Origin of the sequence: Bacillus sp. FSL M8-0025 (genome assembly GCF_037975475.1) — a bacterium.
GTDB lineage: Bacteria > Bacillota > Bacilli > Bacillales > Bacillaceae > Bacillus > Bacillus subtilis.
Genome location: NZ_CP150258.1, coordinates 1,279,513 through 1,294,568 on the forward strand (window position 1 = coordinate 1,279,513; position 15,056 = coordinate 1,294,568).

Here is a 15,056-nt window from a genome sequence, read left to right on the forward strand (position 1 = left end):
TAAAAAAAGACCCTTAGGGGTCTTTTTTATTTCTTCAGCTTCCATTCTTTTATCGTCAGCTCAGAAGATCCACTTGCCACCAGCGGATCCGCATGGCCGATTTCCGCTGCCTCTTCCAGTGAATCTGCTTCGATGACATACGCTCCGCCTGTGGCGTCGCTGAATGGCCCAAACATTTTTAAACGTTTTTCTGCCTGTAAACGATCCAGAAATTCATAGTGCCCAGCCACATGCTCCTGATTAAATTTCTCCGTTCTCATTGTCAGCATTAAATATGTATACATATTCAGACCCTCCGTGAACTTCAGTTTAACACATTTATCCATATTGCAGTGATAGATGATATGAGCTTTTCGTCCTACGAATGCCACCTATTTATGAAAAAAGAAAAGGAGAGATGATAGGTGAGCATTCCAGTAAAGAAAAATTTGGTTTCTGAGGCGAAATACGCGTTGAAGTGTCCTAATGCAATGTCCGCTGAATACATTACCATTCACAACACGGCAAACGATGCATCAGCGGCCAATGAAATCAGCTATATGATCGGGAACACAAGCTCGACAAGCTTTCATTTTGCGGTCGATGATCAAGAGGTGATTCAAGGTCTGCCGCTTAACCGAAACGCCTGGCACACAGGTGACGGCACAAACGGTCCGGGAAACCGCAAATCAATCGGTGTTGAGATTTGCTACAGCAAATCGGGAGGCCCGAAGTATGAGGCAGCTGAAGCCTTGGCGATTTCATTTGTAGCACAGCTTTTGAAGGAGCGCGGCTGGGGCATCGATCGGGTGAGAAAGCACCAGGACTGGAACGGAAAGTATTGCCCGCACCGCATTTTATCAGAGGGGCGCTGGGATCAAGTGAAGGCGGCAATTGAAAAGGAATTAAACGGGGGCGTATCAGCTAAAAAAGCTGCAGTCTCTTCTTCAGCGTCTGAATATCATGTGAAAAAAGGCGACATATTGTCAGGGATTGCCGCATCACACGGAGTCAGTGTGAAAACGCTGCAAAGCATCAATCATATCACTGACCCGAATTACATTAAAGTCGGACAAGTGATCAAACTGCCTCAGACGGCATCTGCTTCTAAAAGCCATGCCGCATCCTCATATCCGCTCCCATCCGGCGTGATCAAAGTGACAAGCCCGCTGACGAAAGGGACAAAAGTAAAGCAGGTGCAGACCGCTTTAGCCGCTCTTTATTTTTATCCTGATAAAGGAGCGAAAAATCACGGCGTTGACGGCGTTTATGGCCCGAAAACAGCAAATGCAGTGAAACGTTTTCAGTCTGTCAGCGGTTTAACGGCTGATGGGATTTACGGTCCGAAAACGAAAGCGAAGCTGGAGGAAAAGCTGTAAATGAAAAGACGGAAGCTGTGAAGCTTCCGTCTTTTTGCCTTACATACAAACTGCGGCAAGCACCTTTTGAATATCATAAATGCTCTCATCTTTTTTAAACTGCTTTGAGACGGCAGGGAGCTCTGCGCCGGAAATCCAAATTTTCAGCTCTGAATCGAGGTCAAAGCGGCCGGCCGTTTCCACGCTGAATCTGGAAATGCTTTTGTACGGAATCGATTGAAACTCCGTTTTCTTGCCTGTGATCCCCTGCTTGTCCACAAGAATAAGCCGCTTGTCAGTGAAGACAATCAAATCGCGAACCAGCTTAAACGCGGCTTCAACCTTCTCACCCTCAAGTAAAATATGAGCAAGCTCTTCTTTTACAGCAGCCGTTGACAGTGTTGACGCATTGCCGAGTAATCCATCAATAAACCCCATCATATACCTCCTCTGCGTATTCTATCAAATCATACTATAAAAAAGGTTTTCATTCATAGATGAGTAGAGTAAACTGGTGCTGACTGGTAAAGGGGGCGTTCAAAATGGAAGATATGTATGACAGCTTTGCAGCCCTTTCTGCTTCTGAGTCGGAGTACCGGATTATTTATGAGGAGAAAAACGGAAGTGAGCTTATCGTCCTCGGTCCTCACGGCGGCAGAATTGAGCCTGGCGTCAGTGAACTGGTACGGGCATTTTCGGATCGATGTTCCATCTATTTGTTTGAGGGTCTAAAGCAGCGAAACAACCGTTCCTTGCATCTCACTAGCATTCGTTTTGATGAGCCGCTGGCTTTAGAAAAAGTGAATGACCACCATTACGCATTAGCGTTTCACGGGTATTATGATCCGAAAATCCCGCATACATTGGTCGGGGGGGCGGATCGTAAAAAAGCCAAGCTCATTTGTGAGCGTCTGAATGAAGCGGGTTTTAGCGCCGAGCTCACCAATGAGAAAGACCGCCTGGCAGGTGTACACCCAAACAATATTGTCAATCGGACGAAAAGAGAAATGGGACTGCAATTGGAGGTAAGCACGGCACAGCGAAATGCGCTATTCCGCAATTTTGGGTGCCGTGATAAAAGCTACATACAAAACGATTTGTTTGATCGATATGTGGAAGCCGTCAAGCTTGGCTTTTATAAATAAAACTAGACGGGACCTGCACGGTCGGCCTATTCCTTCATACGCTGGGGTTGTGCGAAAGTGTGGGGAGGAATGATTCATGTTTTATCATATAAAAGAGCTTCAATATCAAGCAAAGCCAGCTCATCCTGATCCGGTTTATGCGAAAAAACTTCAAGAGGTGCTCGGCGGCCAATTCGGTGAAATTAGCGTCATGATGCAGTATTTGTTTCAAGGGTTTAACTGCAGGGCGGATACTAAGTATAGAGATTTGTTATATGATGTGGGGACCGAAGAGATTGGGCACGTAGAAATGCTGGCAACGATGATTTCCAGACTTCTGGACAATGCACCCGCGGATGTACAGGAGGATGCTTATAAAAGCAATCCCGCTATTGCAGCAGTCATGTCAGGGATGAATCCTCAGCACGCGATTGTGTCCGGATTGGGGGCGATGGCATCAGATAGTGAGGGCTATCCGTGGAATGCAAAATACATTATCTCAAGCGGAAACTTGCTGGCCGATTTTCGCGCTAACTTAAATGCGGAGGCCCAAGGACGCCTTCAGGTGACACGGCTTTATGCCATGACCGATGATCCAGGGGTAAGAGATATGCTGTCATTTTTGATTGCAAGGGATACCTATCATCAAAATATGTGGTATGCGGCCATTAAAGAGCTGGAGGAAAGAGAACGGGATATTGTCGTCCCGACGACGTTTCCGCGTGAGCTCGAAAAACAGGAAGTCTCCTATGACCTGTTTAACTTTTCCAGGGGGGATGAAAGCTCACAAGGAAGATGGGCACATGGGGAAGCCTTTGACGGCCGGGGTGAATTCAGGTATATCCCGGCTCCGATTGCGTTCGCATCTGCGCCTCATCTTAAACCGGCGCCCATGTGGCTGCATAATACAGTTCCCCCAATGTCGAAATGTTAGGTTCTCTTCTGGGCTGAGGAATATATCCTCAGCCCTTATTTGATCAGATGTTTTTGCCAATATGATATAACGCTTTTTCCTCAGCGACCTGCAAGTGCTGTTGATCGCCTTCCTCGTACGCATGTGGCCGCTTGTGAGATAATAAATAAGCGAGCCGCTTCTGAAATTGAATACCTGCTTTACGCCGTTCAAACATGTCAAGCCTTTTATCAGCAAATTCCTTTGTTACCCGGAATACCGCCGAAATTGTGGCGAGTGCCTGGCTTCTCCATTGCGGCAGTTCCATCTGCAACAGCATAAAGGTTGGCACACAGAAGTGGTACATAAATTGATTTGCCTGGAATTCTTGAAGCTCTCTGAAGAGCTTGTTCATCTGAAAATGATTGCCTGCATGCTTTAACACGTGGCACAGCTCATGGCCAAAATCCTCCCATTGCTCTTCCCGTGACTTTTTTTGGTTCAATACGATACTGTACATGCCGTCGTATTTCACCATCATGCTCCCCATATCCTCAAAATGCACCCAAATATCCAGATCCTTTGCGATTTTCAGCATGTCAATGTGATGAGGGGATGTGATGCCCAGCCGGCCGTATAAATTTTTAACGTATTCCTCCAGATGTGATAAGTAATCGCCCAATTGAATACTCCCTTTCGAACGTTTGTTCTGTTTTTAGCGAGAAAGAAAAGCCCGTATAGGACTGGAAAGTAGTGTAGAAATCTTTCCCTTTTCTTTTAAAAATAAACACTTTTTTCTTTATATCGGTCTACTTTTTATATGTTTTAGAGAACAGAGAACGATTTATTTATTTTTCGGTTTGCGGTTTTTCTCTTTTTCTTTTAAATAGTTGATAAATTCGATGGCCTGCTGTTTGCTTTCTGGGGAAAAATCCTGCATATCGCGGTATGCAAGCTGCAGGTCCGGATCTGAGAACATATCGTTATCGGATTTTTTGTCTTTCCCCGTTAATAAGTAATCAGTCGTTACTTGAAAGTAATCAGCCAGCTTTTGGAGTGTGTCGTAATCAGGTTCGCTTCGCCCATTTTCATAGTGGGAATATCGTGCCCGTGACACACCGATGTGTGATGCGATTTCTTCCTGTGTCCTTTTCCCTCTGAGACTCTTCAATCTGCCGCCTATCATACTATGACCTCTCTTTTTTAATCTCCCTACGTTACTTATGATTATAGATACAATATGTATCAAAATAAAGTTATGATAAAAAAAGTATCAAAAATAACTTGATGATACAGAATGTATCGTTTATACTTGGTAACAGCTGATACAAAATGTATCAAAAAAAGATCAGGAGAGTGATCACATGTATCCAATCCAAATTGTTTTTAGTGAAAATCCCATAGATCAGCGCCATCTCGGACAATCCGGCGGCACCATTTCGTTTACGGCATGCGGCCTTCCGGTGTTCCACTTTGAAACGCAAGAGCAGTTTCAAGCATACATGATGTTAAAGGGAGAAGCGTCGTCCAATGAAAAACGATAAAAGCTATCCTTTTCCGACGTATTCAGGGTTATTGAATTCAGAACATTATGACAAAATTGGCCCGGCGCTATGGCTGTTTCTCTGGTTTATCAGCTCAACAACAAAAGAAATCGAAAAAGACGGGGTAAGCTGGGGCATCGTACTCGGCCATAAGCCGTTAAAAGCGAGAGAAATGGCGGCAGTCTTCGGCGTAAGTGAAAAAACCGTCAGAAGATGGCTGGAGCTTCTCGAAAACCATGATTACATAAAGGCCGTCCGTGCGCCATACGGACTGATGATTTCGGTCAAGCATTCCAAAAAATTCAGCTTCAGATCGGACAATACTGTACACGGGAGTCTAAAAGAACGGCCATTTTCGCCGCAGACACCGGACACAAACGACCGTACAGATATAGATAAAACAAACAAATATACTGCTGCTGATGATGCAGTGGATCACATTGCGAAGCGGTTTACACAATTACGGTCGGCTCAAGAAGGACGCACCGTGTATCCTTCCTCAAGAGATTATCAAGCCATCGCCCGCATTGTTGCCATCGGCGTTCCTGTCACGCAAACAATCAAATGGCTTGAAGAATGCTTTCAGGCTTTTGAAAACCGGCGGACCGCCGCTTCTGAAACAATCAAGGCTTTTCGCTACTGCTCGAAATTCATTGAAGATCGATTTTTCGCGCAGCAAGCCAAAAAGAATGCCGCAATTCAGCATGAGAGGATGAAAAAACATGACAAAACGAACAATCGAACAGATTTTGGACGAGCTGAGAAGAGGGAGACGTCCATTACTGGCGGACAAACCGGCCGAATCAGACGCAAGCAGGTATGATTGCCTGCGCTGCAAGGATCAGGGAGGTTATCTCGTCAGGCAGAATGGCCTGGAAGTCTGGACGATGTGCAGCTGCATGGCAGAACGAAAAGTGAAGCGGCTGCTGGGTGCAAGTGAGATTACCCACGCTTTCAGACAGCTCGGCTTCAAGGAATTCCGCACGGAGGGAAAGCCGCAGGCCATAAAAGACGCATTTGAGTGTACAAAAGAGTATGTTGCCGATTATGAACAAATCAAGGATTGCCGAAAAAACAGCATTGCCCTTTTAGGACAGCCCGGATCAGGGAAAACACACCTTTTGACCGCCGCAGCCAACGAATTAATGAGAACATGCTATGTGCCTGTCATTTATTTTCCGTTCGTGGAAGGCTTTACTGATCTGAAAAATGATTTTGCCCTATTAGAAGCGAAGCTGAACCGGATGAAGCAGGCGGATGTGCTGTTCATTGATGATCTGTTTAAACCGGTTAACGGCAAACCCCGCGCTACAGATTGGCAATTAGAGCAAATGTATTCGGTACTCAACTATCGCTACTTAAATCATAAACCGATTTTGCTTTCGAGCGAGCTGACTATTGAAGCACTTGTACGGGTTGATGAAGCGCTCGGCACGAGAATCTATGAGATGTGCAGTGACTATTTAGTGATTATCAAAGGAGCAGCCTACGAGCTTAACCACAGATTGGAGGGCGTCAGATAATGTGTAAGCTTTGTCAAACAAAGAAAGTCATTGTGGAACATACCGGTATTGGAGTCGTTTTTCATCCATGTCCGAACTGCCGGTCCGGCACTGATTTAACGCCTGTCATTCAAAAGCTGGAGCAAATGCTGACAGCGGGAAAAGCGAGGCTGAATATCTATGATTAAACAGCTGACTGCTCTAATCACTTTGCTGTTTCGGGCAAAGCGAACAGAAAAAAATATTGAACAATGGTATAAGGACGACGGGAAGTGAAAGTGTTGGCAAAGACAAAACAGGCAGAAAAAAGCCCTGCGCCATGGCGTGCTGTCCCGTGCGGGGATACGAAACCGATCTATATTTATTCAGCTTACAGTGAAGAAGAAAAAGAAAGATTCCCATATTCAAACGGACGGCTGATTGCCGCTGTATTTGACCTCAGCTCTTATTCGCAAAAAAGCAATGCCTCTTTGATGGCCGCTGCGCCTGAATTGCTGGAAGCGTCTAAAGCAGCACTTGATTTTCTGAAAGGGAATTCTATTCATTCAAAGGAGCGTATCATTCAGCTATTAGAAAAAGCTGAAGCAAGCGCTGCACCGAAAAGGGGAGGAAATAAAACATGATTCATCCGAAAAAACTGCTGCATATCGATTCCGTCACGCTTAAGAGCCAGCTGGAGGACGGGAAAATCCGTGTCATTATTGTGGACGGCATCAAGCAAGAAGCATGGATCACAGAAGCGCCGGAGCATGGAAAAACGCTCGTCGAAACAAGAAAGGGCGATCTTGCCCGTGTGGAATTTGAAATCGGCTACAAATTAAATTAAAGCGAAAACAGAATACGTCCAAGACGGAAAGCCTGCGGACACTGATCAATTGCACAGCATTTGTGCGTTGATTGGTGTCCGTTTTTTATTTGCCAAAAATGAGGAGGATCATAGAATGCAAGACTTACTATTTGAATATAAACGCACGCTCAAACAAACAAGAATACAATATAAACCGCTCGCTGAGGCAGATGAATCCGTGCTCTCAGCTGAAGAGCTGAAGGATAAAAAAATCATCAGAAATATGATTACTGATCTTGAATATGTAACAGAATGGCTTGAAAAAGGAAGGCAGCCCGGCATCAGACGGGCGATTGACCGGCGTGATGCTTACCAGCGGCTGATGATCAAGGACCCGAGAATCATCGAATCATTTTCCAGCGCTATGATGTTTGAGCCGGACGGACAGGTATCAGAAGAAGACAGAGATAGAATTCGAGAAGCATTAGCCCTGTTAACGGACAGAGAAAAGGAAATGTTTTTGCTGCATAAGGTAGAATGTTTTTCTTATGAACGGATCGCCGATCTTCTCGGCGTGAAAAAATCGACAGTGCAAACGACGATTAAACGGGCGAGTTTAAAGATGCAAAGACAGCAGGAAGACATGAATCGATCACTTGCCTGAAAGCTTGTCATACGTTTGCCACCTATAAGTGAATAGAGCATGACACATAAGCGGCTGGCATGATCAGCCGCTTTTATGAATAAACAACCATGCTGGAGGTGGCGGTGATGCCGTAGCATGAAAACACAACTTCGCGAACAAGCATTAGCAATCTATCAACAACATCAAGGAAAGATCACAAATCGGGCGATCGCGGACACAATCGGTGTTTCCCCGAAAACAATCGGCATCTGGAAAAAACAAGACAAATGGAAAGAGGCCCTGTTTTCTGCGTCCAAAAACGAACAAAAACAGCGCCCTATAGACAACGATGAATTAAATGAACGCCAGCGGCTGTTTTGCCTGTATTACGTCAAAAGCTTCAATGCCACACAGTCAGCAATCAAAGCGGGCTATTCTCCGGACAGCGCTCATGTGACGGGCAGCCGGCTCTTAAAAAACGAAAAGGTCGCTGCTGAAATCAGACGCATTAAAAAAGAAATGGTCAATGAGATGTTTATTGAAGCGATGGATGTGCTGCAGGTTTATATCAAGATCGCGTTTGCGGATATTACGGACTATGTGACCTTCGGAAAAAAAGAGGTTCAGGCTGTCGGGAAATCAGGTCCGCTGTTTGATGAAGATGATAACCCGATTATGAAGGAAATCAGCTTTGTCGATGTCAAAGACTCCGGGCTCGTTGACGGCACCATTGTAACGGAAGCAAAGCTTGGCAAAGAAGGCATTGCCATCAAGCTTGCAGATAAAATGAAGGCGCTTGAGAAGCTATCCTTATATTTTGATTTGTTTCCAGATCAATTTAAGCAAAAAATAGAAAATGAGAAATTGAAGCTTGCCAAACAAAAAGCGGAGAAAACAGATGACAGCCAAGAGCCGATTGAAATTATGATCAAACGAAAAGAGCGCAAGTCATGATTGTAAAAGAAATCAACCCACATTTCGAAGATTACGTGTTCAATTGGGAGCAGACGTACCAGTTTCTTGTCGGCGGCTACGGCTCATCCAAAAGCTATCATACCGCATTGAAAATCGTGCTAAAGCTGCTGAAGGAAAAACGGACGGCCCTTGTGATCCGGGAGGTGTTCGATACCCATCGGGATTCGACCTTCGCCTTGTTTCAAGAGGTGATCGAAGAGCTCGGTCTCACAAAGGCCGTGGCATCTCTTTCTTCCCCGCTGCAGCTGCGATTTCACAATGGCAGCCGGATCATGTTCAAAGGAATGGACAATCCGGCAAAATTAAAATCGGTTCATAACATTTCATTAATATGGATTGAAGAGTGCTCAGAGGTGAAGTATGAGGGGTTCAAGGAGTTAATCGGACGTCTTCGCCATCCTGAGCTGAAGCTTCATATGATCTGTACCACCAATCCCGTCGGCACCTCCAATTGGACGTACAGGCATTTTTTTCGGGATGAACGCAAGAAACGGTTTGTGCTGGATGACAGCGAACTTTACGAAAAGCGGACAATTGTGAAGGGAGATACGTATTACCATCATTCCACCGCTAACGACAATCTTTTTCTCCCGGAAAGCTATGTGAAACAGCTTGACGGACTTAAGGAGTATGATCCTGACCTGTACCAGATTGCCCGAAAAGGCCGATTCGGCGTCAATGGGATCAGGGTGCTGCCGCAGTTCGAGGTACTCCCGCATGATCAAGTGAAAAAATGTATCGCAGCCATCAGCAAGCCAATCTTTCGTACAGGCATGGATTTTGGGTTCGAGGAATCCTATAATGCTGTCGTCCGGCTTGCTGTAGATACTGAAAAAAAATACCTCTACATTTATTGGGAGTATTATCAAAACAAAATGACAGATGACAGGACGGCTGAGGAGCTGCGTGAGTTTATTGAGACACAGGAATTGATCAAAGCCGACTCGGCTGAGCCGAAAAGCATTCAATATTTCCGCCAGCAGGGCTTTCGGATGGTTGGAGCCAGAAAGTTTCCCGGCTCCAGGCTTCAATATACCAAAAAGGTAAAACGGTTCAAAAAAATCTTCTGTTCGGACCGCTGTGAAAATGTCATCTATGAGCTCAAGACACTTACGTATGCCAAAGATAAAAACGGAGCTCTGATTGAGGATGAATTCACGATTGACCCGCATACGCTTTCTGCCATTTGGTATGCGCTTGATGATTATGAGGTTGCTGATATGAAAGAGACAGCACACAAACGAATCCGGCCGAACCGAGAAAGGAGGAGGTCATAAATCATGCACAATCAAACAGTCAGAGCAACTGTATTTAAAGCCAATGCCGCCGCTCCTCAGACAAAGCAAATCTATGAAGATGACTTTTCTGAGCTGTACGGAGAGGACATTATCGCTCCGCCCTACAATATCATCGAGCTCAAAACCATTGCCGAATACTCGACCATTCTTCAGCAATGCATTGATGCGTACAGAGTGAATATTACAGGCTTTGGATTCGATGTTGAGTACACATTTGATGTCAACGCAAGTGATGTCGATCAGGCAAAAAAGAAAAGAGCGGAAAAAGACTGGGCCAGACTCGAAGCCTTTTATAAATGTCTTCACTTTGATGAATCAGCTGAAATGATTTTAGGCTATGCCATCGAAGACAGAGAAAAAACAGGCAACGGATTTATGGAAGTGCTTCGCGACGGGGCGGGAAAACCTGCCGGCATCGAATATTTAGATGTGAAATATATGCGTGTATGCGGAGCTGGCGAGCCTGTTGAGGTCTCATTTATATATGAAGAAAACGGGAAAATGAAAAGGATCAAAAGGCAAAAACGCTTCCGAAAATATGTGCAGATGATTAATGGAAAGAAAGTATTTTTTAAAGAATACGGCGATCCGCGAAAAATGGATATGCGTACAGGTGAATATGTAAACACATTGGCAGAGAAGTATCAAGCAAATGAAGCCATTCACCTCAAAATCGGAAGCGGCGTATACGGTGTACCCCGCTGGATCGGCAATATTGTCAATTTATATGGAGCCCGAAAAGCAGAAGAGCTCAATTTTATGTATTTTAAGCAGGGGCGTCACGTCCCCGCTGCGATTACAGTGGAAAACGGGATGCTGTCTGAAGCTTCTTACCGGGAACTGCAGGAATACATGAATGATCTTGAAGGCGTGGAAAACGCCCATAAATTTCTCCTGATCGAAGCAGAAGGAATCGCAAAAGAAAAGGATCTCCACGGAGGCGAGGATATTACGCCGGTTTCCGTGGAAATCAAATCCTTGGCGGAAATTCTCCAAAACGACGCCCTGTTTCTTGAATACGATGAAAAAAGCAGAAATAAGCTGCGTTCCGCGTTCCGTCTCCCGCCGCTGTATACAGGCGAGGCCCAGGAATATAACCGGGCGACAGCTGATACTGCTAGAAAAATTACGGAGGAGCAGGTTTTTCAGCCGGAGCGAAAAACGCTCGTGAATAAACTGAACACGCTGCTTTTGCCGGAGCTGAATATCCATGACGTCAGGCTGACATTAAAAGGACCAGACTTTCGTGATCCGCTTGAGATTGCGAAGGTGCTCGGTCCTTTTATTACAGCCGGAGCAGTCTCGCCGAATGATTTACGCGACCTTGCCGGACGGGTGCTTGGAAAAACACTTGAGGAGTGGCCGGAGGACATTTATAAACGGCCTGCAGGACAGGATGCGGAAAAGACAAACCTGACTGCGCTCATGCAGGAGTTGAAAGAAAGCATCGAAGATATCAAAACGTCCTGAAGGGAGGTGAATCAAGCAGGTGGCGCGAGAATTAAGAAATGCCAAAATCAGCTTTGTCAGTTATGTAGACAAGGCGGCTAACCAGACAGAATTTTTCTTTACGAAGTCAGCCGAACCTCCGTCATTTGAAAAAAAGGTTCGGCTGTTTACAAAAAGTGAGCAGGATGAACAAAAGCTCGTGTACGGAATCGTGTATGAGCCTGATGTTCCTGATGCCCACGGCGATTTTATGACCGCCGAGGAAATTGAAAAAGCGGCGCACGGTTTTCTCGCGGAGGCACGGGAGATTGATATCAATCACAGCTTTGAGGGCGGAACCGGCGTCGTGGTCGAGTCCTATGTGGCGCCCGATGATTTTATGATCGGGTCAAAGCGGATTACAAAGGGCTCATGGGTGCTCGTGACAAGAGCGTCAGACGAGGTGTGGGAACAGATCAAGGCTGGAATCATCACTGGCTACAGCATGGCGGGCACTGCAGATGTATATGAGGAAGAACCGGTTGAAAAAGCGGGATTCTTCAGTGTATTCAAGCAAATGCTTGCTGACAAAACAGGGAAGGAGACTGAAGAAATGAGAAAAGAAGACATGAAAGAATCATTCGAGCATGCGCTTTACCCTCTGCTCAAACGGCTTGAGCGGATTGAAAAAAACACAGACACGGAGGAAAAGCCGGAGCAGACGGGTGATGACGAGCGTCTGAAAAAGCTCGTTGAAGACATGCTTGCCCCGCTGATCGAACGCATCGAGGCTTTGGAAAAAGCGCGAGGCGCGTCTAAGCAGACAGCGGACGATACGGGCGGCAATACAGAGCAAGTCAAAAAATCAATCTGGAGCGGACTGCTGTAAAACCAGTCAAGGAGGAGGAAATCAATTGAGAAATCAAGAGATCATTCGGAAAGCGGAAATGTCGCTTTCTGCTTTAAAAAGCGGCGGGCTTATGAACCCTGCGCAAGCATCGGCTTTTATCCGCATGGTGCAAAACACGCCGACCATTTTCAGTGAATCCCGCGTGATTCAAATGGAAAACGATTCGCAAAAATTTGAAAAAATCGGCTTCGGCCAGCGTATTCTGCGGGCTGCGCAAGAAGGAAAAGCACTGTCAAACGACGAGCTGACAGTTCCAACGACAAGCACGGTCCAGCTGAACACGAAGGAAGTCATTGCGGAAATTAACATTACGTATGACACACTTGAAAACAATATTGAAAAAGACGGCCTGCAGCAGACGATCATGCAAATTTTAGCAGAGCGCGCAGCAGTTGATATTGAAGAGCTGATCGTTAACGGTGATACAGCATCAGCTGATCCGTATCTGGCACAGCTGGACGGCATCCGCAAACAGGCGGTTTCCCATATCGTTGACATGAACGGTGAAGAATTGTCCAGAGCGACATTCAAGAAAGGCTTAAAGGCAGTTCCGCCGAAATATTTGCGCATCCCTCAGGAATTCAGATTCTATACGTCTCACGGCTTAGAAGTTGAATGGAAGGACCGCGTGGCAGACCGCCAGACAAACCTTGGGGACCAGGCTGTTCAGGGCGGCTTGTCAACAGCATTCGGCGTACCGGTCAAAGGGGTATCCAATATTCAGCCGTACACAGTCGGTGAGGGAGACGCGCAATATGACGCTTCTGATATCATTCTCACACATCCGAAAAATATCATTCTCGGCTTCTCCCGCAATATCCGAATTGAGGTCGACAAAGACATTCGCTCCCGTAAATTCATTATTGTCTTAACGGCCAAGCTGGACAGCAAGTTCGAGGAAGAGGATGCCTGCGCGAAATTAATTAACGTAAAAGAATAATAGAAACGAGGTGGTCAGCTCATGCTCATTAAACCGACTGACGTAGCCTCCTATTCGGTCTATGATCGGGTGAAAAACAGGCCGGAAGAGCTGCTGGCGCAGGATATCATCGAGGCGGAAGCAGAAGCGGCTCTCATCACGGGCCACCGCTTTGAAAACAGCTTGTATGATCCGCTGCCCGGTAAGGTGAAGTTGGCTTTAGTAAAGCTTGCCCAGTATTTTGCGCTTGTCAACAGCGATGAATCTGCCTCATCAAGCTATCAGTCTGAGAAAATGGGGGATTATTCCTACACGGTTTCCGGAGAAGGCGGGATTCAGCGGCCAGAGGTATATCATTTGCTCGAGGAGTTTATCACGCCGGGCTACGCCCCTGAATCCTCCAGACTGAAGGTGAGATCTTTATGAGCTACAAGCAGATGCTCATTCACCGCTGCGACATTTATCATGAAGCAGCGCAAGCGCCGTCTGCAGGCCGATTTGGGATTCCGGCAGACAGGCTGCAGCCGGTGATTTCATATCCGGATACACCCGATGAACAAGATGTCCCTTGTTATTTTACCGAAAAAACGCAGCAGCTGATTCAGGAGGAGCCGGATCAAACTGTATATCATAGCTTTCTCGTCCATTTTCCGTTGTCAGCGGACATCCGCGTGAACGATAAAATCATTTGGGAGAATCGTAAATATATATTAAAGCTGCCGAAAAGGATCAGGCATCATCATTGGGAGGTCGTCGCAGTCAGGGATGAAAGCCTATGAAAATAGCGGGATTGAAACAGCTGAACACGGCATTAAAAGAAGCGGCTTCAGGCGGTTTTTCCAGACAGGCGTCCCGGTGGCTTGAGGAGTGCGGGCAAGATTTTCTGGAGATCGTCCAATCTGAACTCATCAGCACACAAACGATTGATACAGAAAAACTGCTCAGTTCCTTTGAGAAAGGCGCAGAGGACAATCTCTGGATTGTGCAAAGCGGCGGGCTTTCGCTTGAGGTGGGGACACAGCTTGATTACGCCTCATTTCTTAATGACGGCCATTGGACGTCAAAACAAGATGTGAGATGGGTGCCGGGGCGTTTTCAAGGCTCACGGTTTATTTATGATCCAGCTGCTTCAACGGGAATGGCGCTCAAGAGAAAATGGATACCGGGCACGGGCTACTGGGATCATGCACTGCTTTTATATGAACAGCTGTTTGAAAAATCGCTGGAAAGCAAACTGCGCCAGTGGCTGAAGAAGCTGTAAAGGAGGAGCAGGATGAACAGTGAAACAGGATCGATCATGGCGTTTTTGTACAGCCGGTGGTCTGTTCCCATTTATGAACGCGAGCTTCCTGATCACTTTCAGGTGCCGTCGTTATATGTCCCGCCACCATCTGTTTTCGAGGAAACAGATACGCTCTCCACATTTAAAAAAAACTACAGTCTCAATGTAAAACTGTTTCATCTGGACTCCGTTCAGGCGCTGGATGAAGCGGACAGGCTCGCGGATGCCATAAGAGAAGCGAGAAATATGATTCCGCTGCTGAGTGAATCCGGCGAGAAGACGGGGGATATGGTTCGCATCTCCCAAATCGAGACAAGGGTAGGAGACAGGGGCGAGGCGGCCATGGTGATCAGGTGGAGCAGCCGATATTATTATCACAAAACAGAACAGCCTGTCTTACAGGATATCGACATGAACAGCGGGGTGAAATAAA

23 protein-coding genes are annotated in these 15,056 nt (G+C 46.2%); 19 read left to right on the forward strand and 4 right to left on the reverse strand.

Features of this window, described 5'->3' with window-relative positions:
- Window positions 1-26: 26 nt before the first annotated feature.
- A complete protein-coding gene (locus MKX38_RS06655) occupies window positions 27-284 on the reverse strand; it encodes a YciI family protein (RefSeq protein ID WP_003232731.1) in 258 nt (85 codons plus the stop codon).
- Between the two features lie 120 nt (window positions 285-404).
- Here MKX38_RS06655 and MKX38_RS06660 point away from each other — a divergent pair, with 120 nt between their 5' ends.
- Window positions 405-1,358, forward strand: coding sequence for an N-acetylmuramoyl-L-alanine amidase (locus MKX38_RS06660; RefSeq protein WP_339189043.1), 954 nt, complete (start codon window positions 405-407; stop codon window positions 1,356-1,358).
- A gap of 39 nt (window positions 1,359-1,397) precedes the next feature.
- Here the strand turns inward: MKX38_RS06660 and MKX38_RS06665 are convergent, their stop codons facing one another.
- Complete coding sequence (locus MKX38_RS06665) at window positions 1,398-1,775, reverse strand: PH domain-containing protein (RefSeq protein WP_014479546.1); 378 nt, start codon at window positions 1,773-1,775, stop codon at window positions 1,398-1,400.
- 104 nt (window positions 1,776-1,879) lie between these two features.
- Between MKX38_RS06665 and MKX38_RS06670 the strand changes: the two genes are divergently transcribed.
- Together MKX38_RS06670 and MKX38_RS06675 are read left to right on the forward strand one after the other, a co-directional pair.
- Window positions 1,880-2,482, forward strand: coding sequence for a poly-gamma-glutamate hydrolase family protein (locus MKX38_RS06670; RefSeq protein WP_015252289.1), 603 nt, complete (start codon window positions 1,880-1,882; stop codon window positions 2,480-2,482).
- Between the two features lie 76 nt (window positions 2,483-2,558).
- Window positions 2,559-3,395, forward strand: coding sequence for a manganese catalase family protein (locus MKX38_RS06675; protein ID WP_131227335.1), 837 nt, complete (start codon window positions 2,559-2,561; stop codon window positions 3,393-3,395).
- A 43-nt stretch (window positions 3,396-3,438) separates the two neighbouring features.
- Here MKX38_RS06675 and MKX38_RS06680 read toward each other — a convergent pair whose 3' ends face one another.
- Window positions 3,439-4,035, reverse strand: a complete 597-nt coding sequence (locus MKX38_RS06680; protein ID WP_024572596.1) for an ImmA/IrrE family metallo-endopeptidase — start codon at window positions 4,033-4,035, stop codon at window positions 3,439-3,441.
- 162 nt (window positions 4,036-4,197) lie between these two features.
- Window positions 4,198-4,539, reverse strand: a complete 342-nt coding sequence (gene xre, locus MKX38_RS06685) for an HTH-type transcriptional regulator Xre (protein ID WP_212059172.1) — start codon at window positions 4,537-4,539, stop codon at window positions 4,198-4,200.
- A 178-nt stretch (window positions 4,540-4,717) separates the two neighbouring features.
- Between xre and MKX38_RS06690 the strand changes: the two genes are divergently transcribed.
- The 16 genes from MKX38_RS06690 (at window position 4,718) to MKX38_RS06765 (ending at window position 15,055) form a co-directional block, all read left to right on the forward strand.
- Window positions 4,718-4,897, forward strand: a complete 180-nt coding sequence (locus MKX38_RS06690; RefSeq protein ID WP_251232883.1) for a hypothetical protein — start codon at window positions 4,718-4,720, stop codon at window positions 4,895-4,897.
- Complete coding sequence (locus tag MKX38_RS06695) at window positions 4,884-5,720, forward strand: phage-like element PBSX protein XkdB (protein ID WP_003245799.1); 837 nt, start codon at window positions 4,884-4,886, stop codon at window positions 5,718-5,720. Before MKX38_RS06690 ends, MKX38_RS06695 begins: the two co-directional genes overlap by 14 nt.
- Window positions 5,620-6,420, forward strand: a complete 801-nt coding sequence (locus tag MKX38_RS06700) for an ATP-binding protein (protein ID WP_015252287.1) — start codon at window positions 5,620-5,622, stop codon at window positions 6,418-6,420. The genes MKX38_RS06695 and MKX38_RS06700 overlap by 101 nt, the downstream gene beginning before the upstream one ends.
- Complete coding sequence (locus MKX38_RS06705; RefSeq protein ID WP_003245588.1) at window positions 6,420-6,587, forward strand: hypothetical protein; 168 nt, start codon at window positions 6,420-6,422, stop codon at window positions 6,585-6,587. The genes MKX38_RS06700 and MKX38_RS06705 overlap by 1 nt, the downstream gene beginning before the upstream one ends.
- An 84-nt stretch (window positions 6,588-6,671) precedes the next feature.
- On the forward strand, window positions 6,672-7,022 hold the full coding sequence (xkdD, locus tag MKX38_RS06710) for a phage-like element PBSX protein XkdD (RefSeq protein ID WP_003245290.1): 351 nt from the start codon (window positions 6,672-6,674) through the stop codon (window positions 7,020-7,022).
- The gene (gene xtrA, locus MKX38_RS06715) at window positions 7,019-7,225 is read left to right on the forward strand and encodes a phage-like element PBSX protein XtrA (protein WP_003244900.1); all 207 of its coding nucleotides are present in this window, start codon (window positions 7,019-7,021) and stop codon (window positions 7,223-7,225) included. Before xkdD ends, xtrA begins: the two co-directional genes overlap by 4 nt.
- A gap of 115 nt (window positions 7,226-7,340) precedes the next feature.
- Window positions 7,341-7,850, forward strand: a complete 510-nt coding sequence (locus MKX38_RS06720) for a sigma-70 family RNA polymerase sigma factor (RefSeq protein WP_015715732.1) — start codon at window positions 7,341-7,343, stop codon at window positions 7,848-7,850.
- A 117-nt stretch (window positions 7,851-7,967) separates the two neighbouring features.
- On the forward strand, window positions 7,968-8,765 hold the full coding sequence (gene xtmA, locus MKX38_RS06725; protein ID WP_015715733.1) for a phage terminase small subunit: 798 nt from the start codon (window positions 7,968-7,970) through the stop codon (window positions 8,763-8,765).
- Window positions 8,762-10,063, forward strand: a complete 1,302-nt coding sequence (locus MKX38_RS06730) for a PBSX family phage terminase large subunit (RefSeq protein WP_339189049.1) — start codon at window positions 8,762-8,764, stop codon at window positions 10,061-10,063. Before xtmA ends, MKX38_RS06730 begins: the two co-directional genes overlap by 4 nt.
- 3 nt (window positions 10,064-10,066) lie before the next feature.
- Complete coding sequence (locus MKX38_RS06735) at window positions 10,067-11,554, forward strand: phage portal protein (protein WP_029317667.1); 1,488 nt, start codon at window positions 10,067-10,069, stop codon at window positions 11,552-11,554.
- 19 nt (window positions 11,555-11,573) lie between these two features.
- A complete protein-coding gene (locus tag MKX38_RS06740; protein ID WP_003245836.1) occupies window positions 11,574-12,401 on the forward strand; it encodes an XkdF-like putative serine protease domain-containing protein in 828 nt (275 codons plus the stop codon).
- Between the two features lie 25 nt (window positions 12,402-12,426).
- On the forward strand, window positions 12,427-13,362 hold the full coding sequence (locus tag MKX38_RS06745) for a phage major capsid protein (RefSeq protein WP_003232690.1): 936 nt from the start codon (window positions 12,427-12,429) through the stop codon (window positions 13,360-13,362).
- Between the two features lie 21 nt (window positions 13,363-13,383).
- Entirely contained in the window at window positions 13,384-13,767 is a 384-nt protein-coding gene (locus tag MKX38_RS06750; protein ID WP_029317668.1) for a DUF3199 family protein, read from the forward strand.
- The gene (locus MKX38_RS06755) at window positions 13,764-14,120 is read left to right on the forward strand and encodes a YqbH/XkdH family protein (RefSeq protein WP_041351209.1); all 357 of its coding nucleotides are present in this window, start codon (window positions 13,764-13,766) and stop codon (window positions 14,118-14,120) included. The genes MKX38_RS06750 and MKX38_RS06755 overlap by 4 nt, the downstream gene beginning before the upstream one ends.
- Window positions 14,117-14,602: an HK97 gp10 family phage protein gene (locus MKX38_RS06760; protein WP_003245226.1), complete on the forward strand. Its 486-nt coding sequence runs from the start codon at window positions 14,117-14,119 to the stop codon at window positions 14,600-14,602. The genes MKX38_RS06755 and MKX38_RS06760 overlap by 4 nt, the downstream gene beginning before the upstream one ends.
- A 12-nt stretch (window positions 14,603-14,614) precedes the next feature.
- Window positions 14,615-15,055, forward strand: a complete 441-nt coding sequence (locus tag MKX38_RS06765) for a hypothetical protein (protein ID WP_041351211.1) — start codon at window positions 14,615-14,617, stop codon at window positions 15,053-15,055.
- Window position 15,056: the final 1 nt, after the last annotated feature.

Coding starts and splice junctions, on each gene's coding strand:
- MKX38_RS06655 (WP_003232731.1), bottom strand. CDS start 284: ATGTATACATATTTAATGCTGACAATGAGAACGGAGAAATTTAATCAG.
- MKX38_RS06675 (WP_131227335.1), top strand. CDS start 2,559: ATGTTTTATCATATAAAAGAGCTTCAATATCAAGCAAAGCCAGCTCAT.
- MKX38_RS06665 (WP_014479546.1), bottom strand. CDS start 1,775: ATGGGGTTTATTGATGGATTACTCGGCAATGCGTCAACACTGTCAACG.
- MKX38_RS06735 (WP_029317667.1), top strand. CDS start 10,067: ATGCACAATCAAACAGTCAGAGCAACTGTATTTAAAGCCAATGCCGCC.
- MKX38_RS06695 (WP_003245799.1), top strand. CDS start 4,884: ATGAAAAACGATAAAAGCTATCCTTTTCCGACGTATTCAGGGTTATTG.
- MKX38_RS06730 (WP_339189049.1), top strand. CDS start 8,762: ATGATTGTAAAAGAAATCAACCCACATTTCGAAGATTACGTGTTCAAT.
- MKX38_RS06765 (WP_041351211.1), top strand. CDS start 14,615: ATGAACAGTGAAACAGGATCGATCATGGCGTTTTTGTACAGCCGGTGG.
- MKX38_RS06670 (WP_015252289.1), top strand. CDS start 1,880: ATGGAAGATATGTATGACAGCTTTGCAGCCCTTTCTGCTTCTGAGTCG.
- MKX38_RS06690 (WP_251232883.1), top strand. CDS start 4,718: ATGTATCCAATCCAAATTGTTTTTAGTGAAAATCCCATAGATCAGCGC.
- MKX38_RS06750 (WP_029317668.1), top strand. CDS start 13,384: ATGCTCATTAAACCGACTGACGTAGCCTCCTATTCGGTCTATGATCGG.
- MKX38_RS06755 (WP_041351209.1), top strand. CDS start 13,764: ATGAGCTACAAGCAGATGCTCATTCACCGCTGCGACATTTATCATGAA.
- MKX38_RS06700 (WP_015252287.1), top strand. CDS start 5,620: ATGACAAAACGAACAATCGAACAGATTTTGGACGAGCTGAGAAGAGGG.
- MKX38_RS06705 (WP_003245588.1), top strand. CDS start 6,420: ATGTGTAAGCTTTGTCAAACAAAGAAAGTCATTGTGGAACATACCGGT.
- MKX38_RS06760 (WP_003245226.1), top strand. CDS start 14,117: ATGAAAATAGCGGGATTGAAACAGCTGAACACGGCATTAAAAGAAGCG.
- xre (WP_212059172.1), bottom strand. CDS start 4,539: ATGATAGGCGGCAGATTGAAGAGTCTCAGAGGGAAAAGGACACAGGAA.
- xtrA (WP_003244900.1), top strand. CDS start 7,019: ATGATTCATCCGAAAAAACTGCTGCATATCGATTCCGTCACGCTTAAG.
- MKX38_RS06720 (WP_015715732.1), top strand. CDS start 7,341: ATGCAAGACTTACTATTTGAATATAAACGCACGCTCAAACAAACAAGA.
- xtmA (WP_015715733.1), top strand. CDS start 7,968: ATGAAAACACAACTTCGCGAACAAGCATTAGCAATCTATCAACAACAT.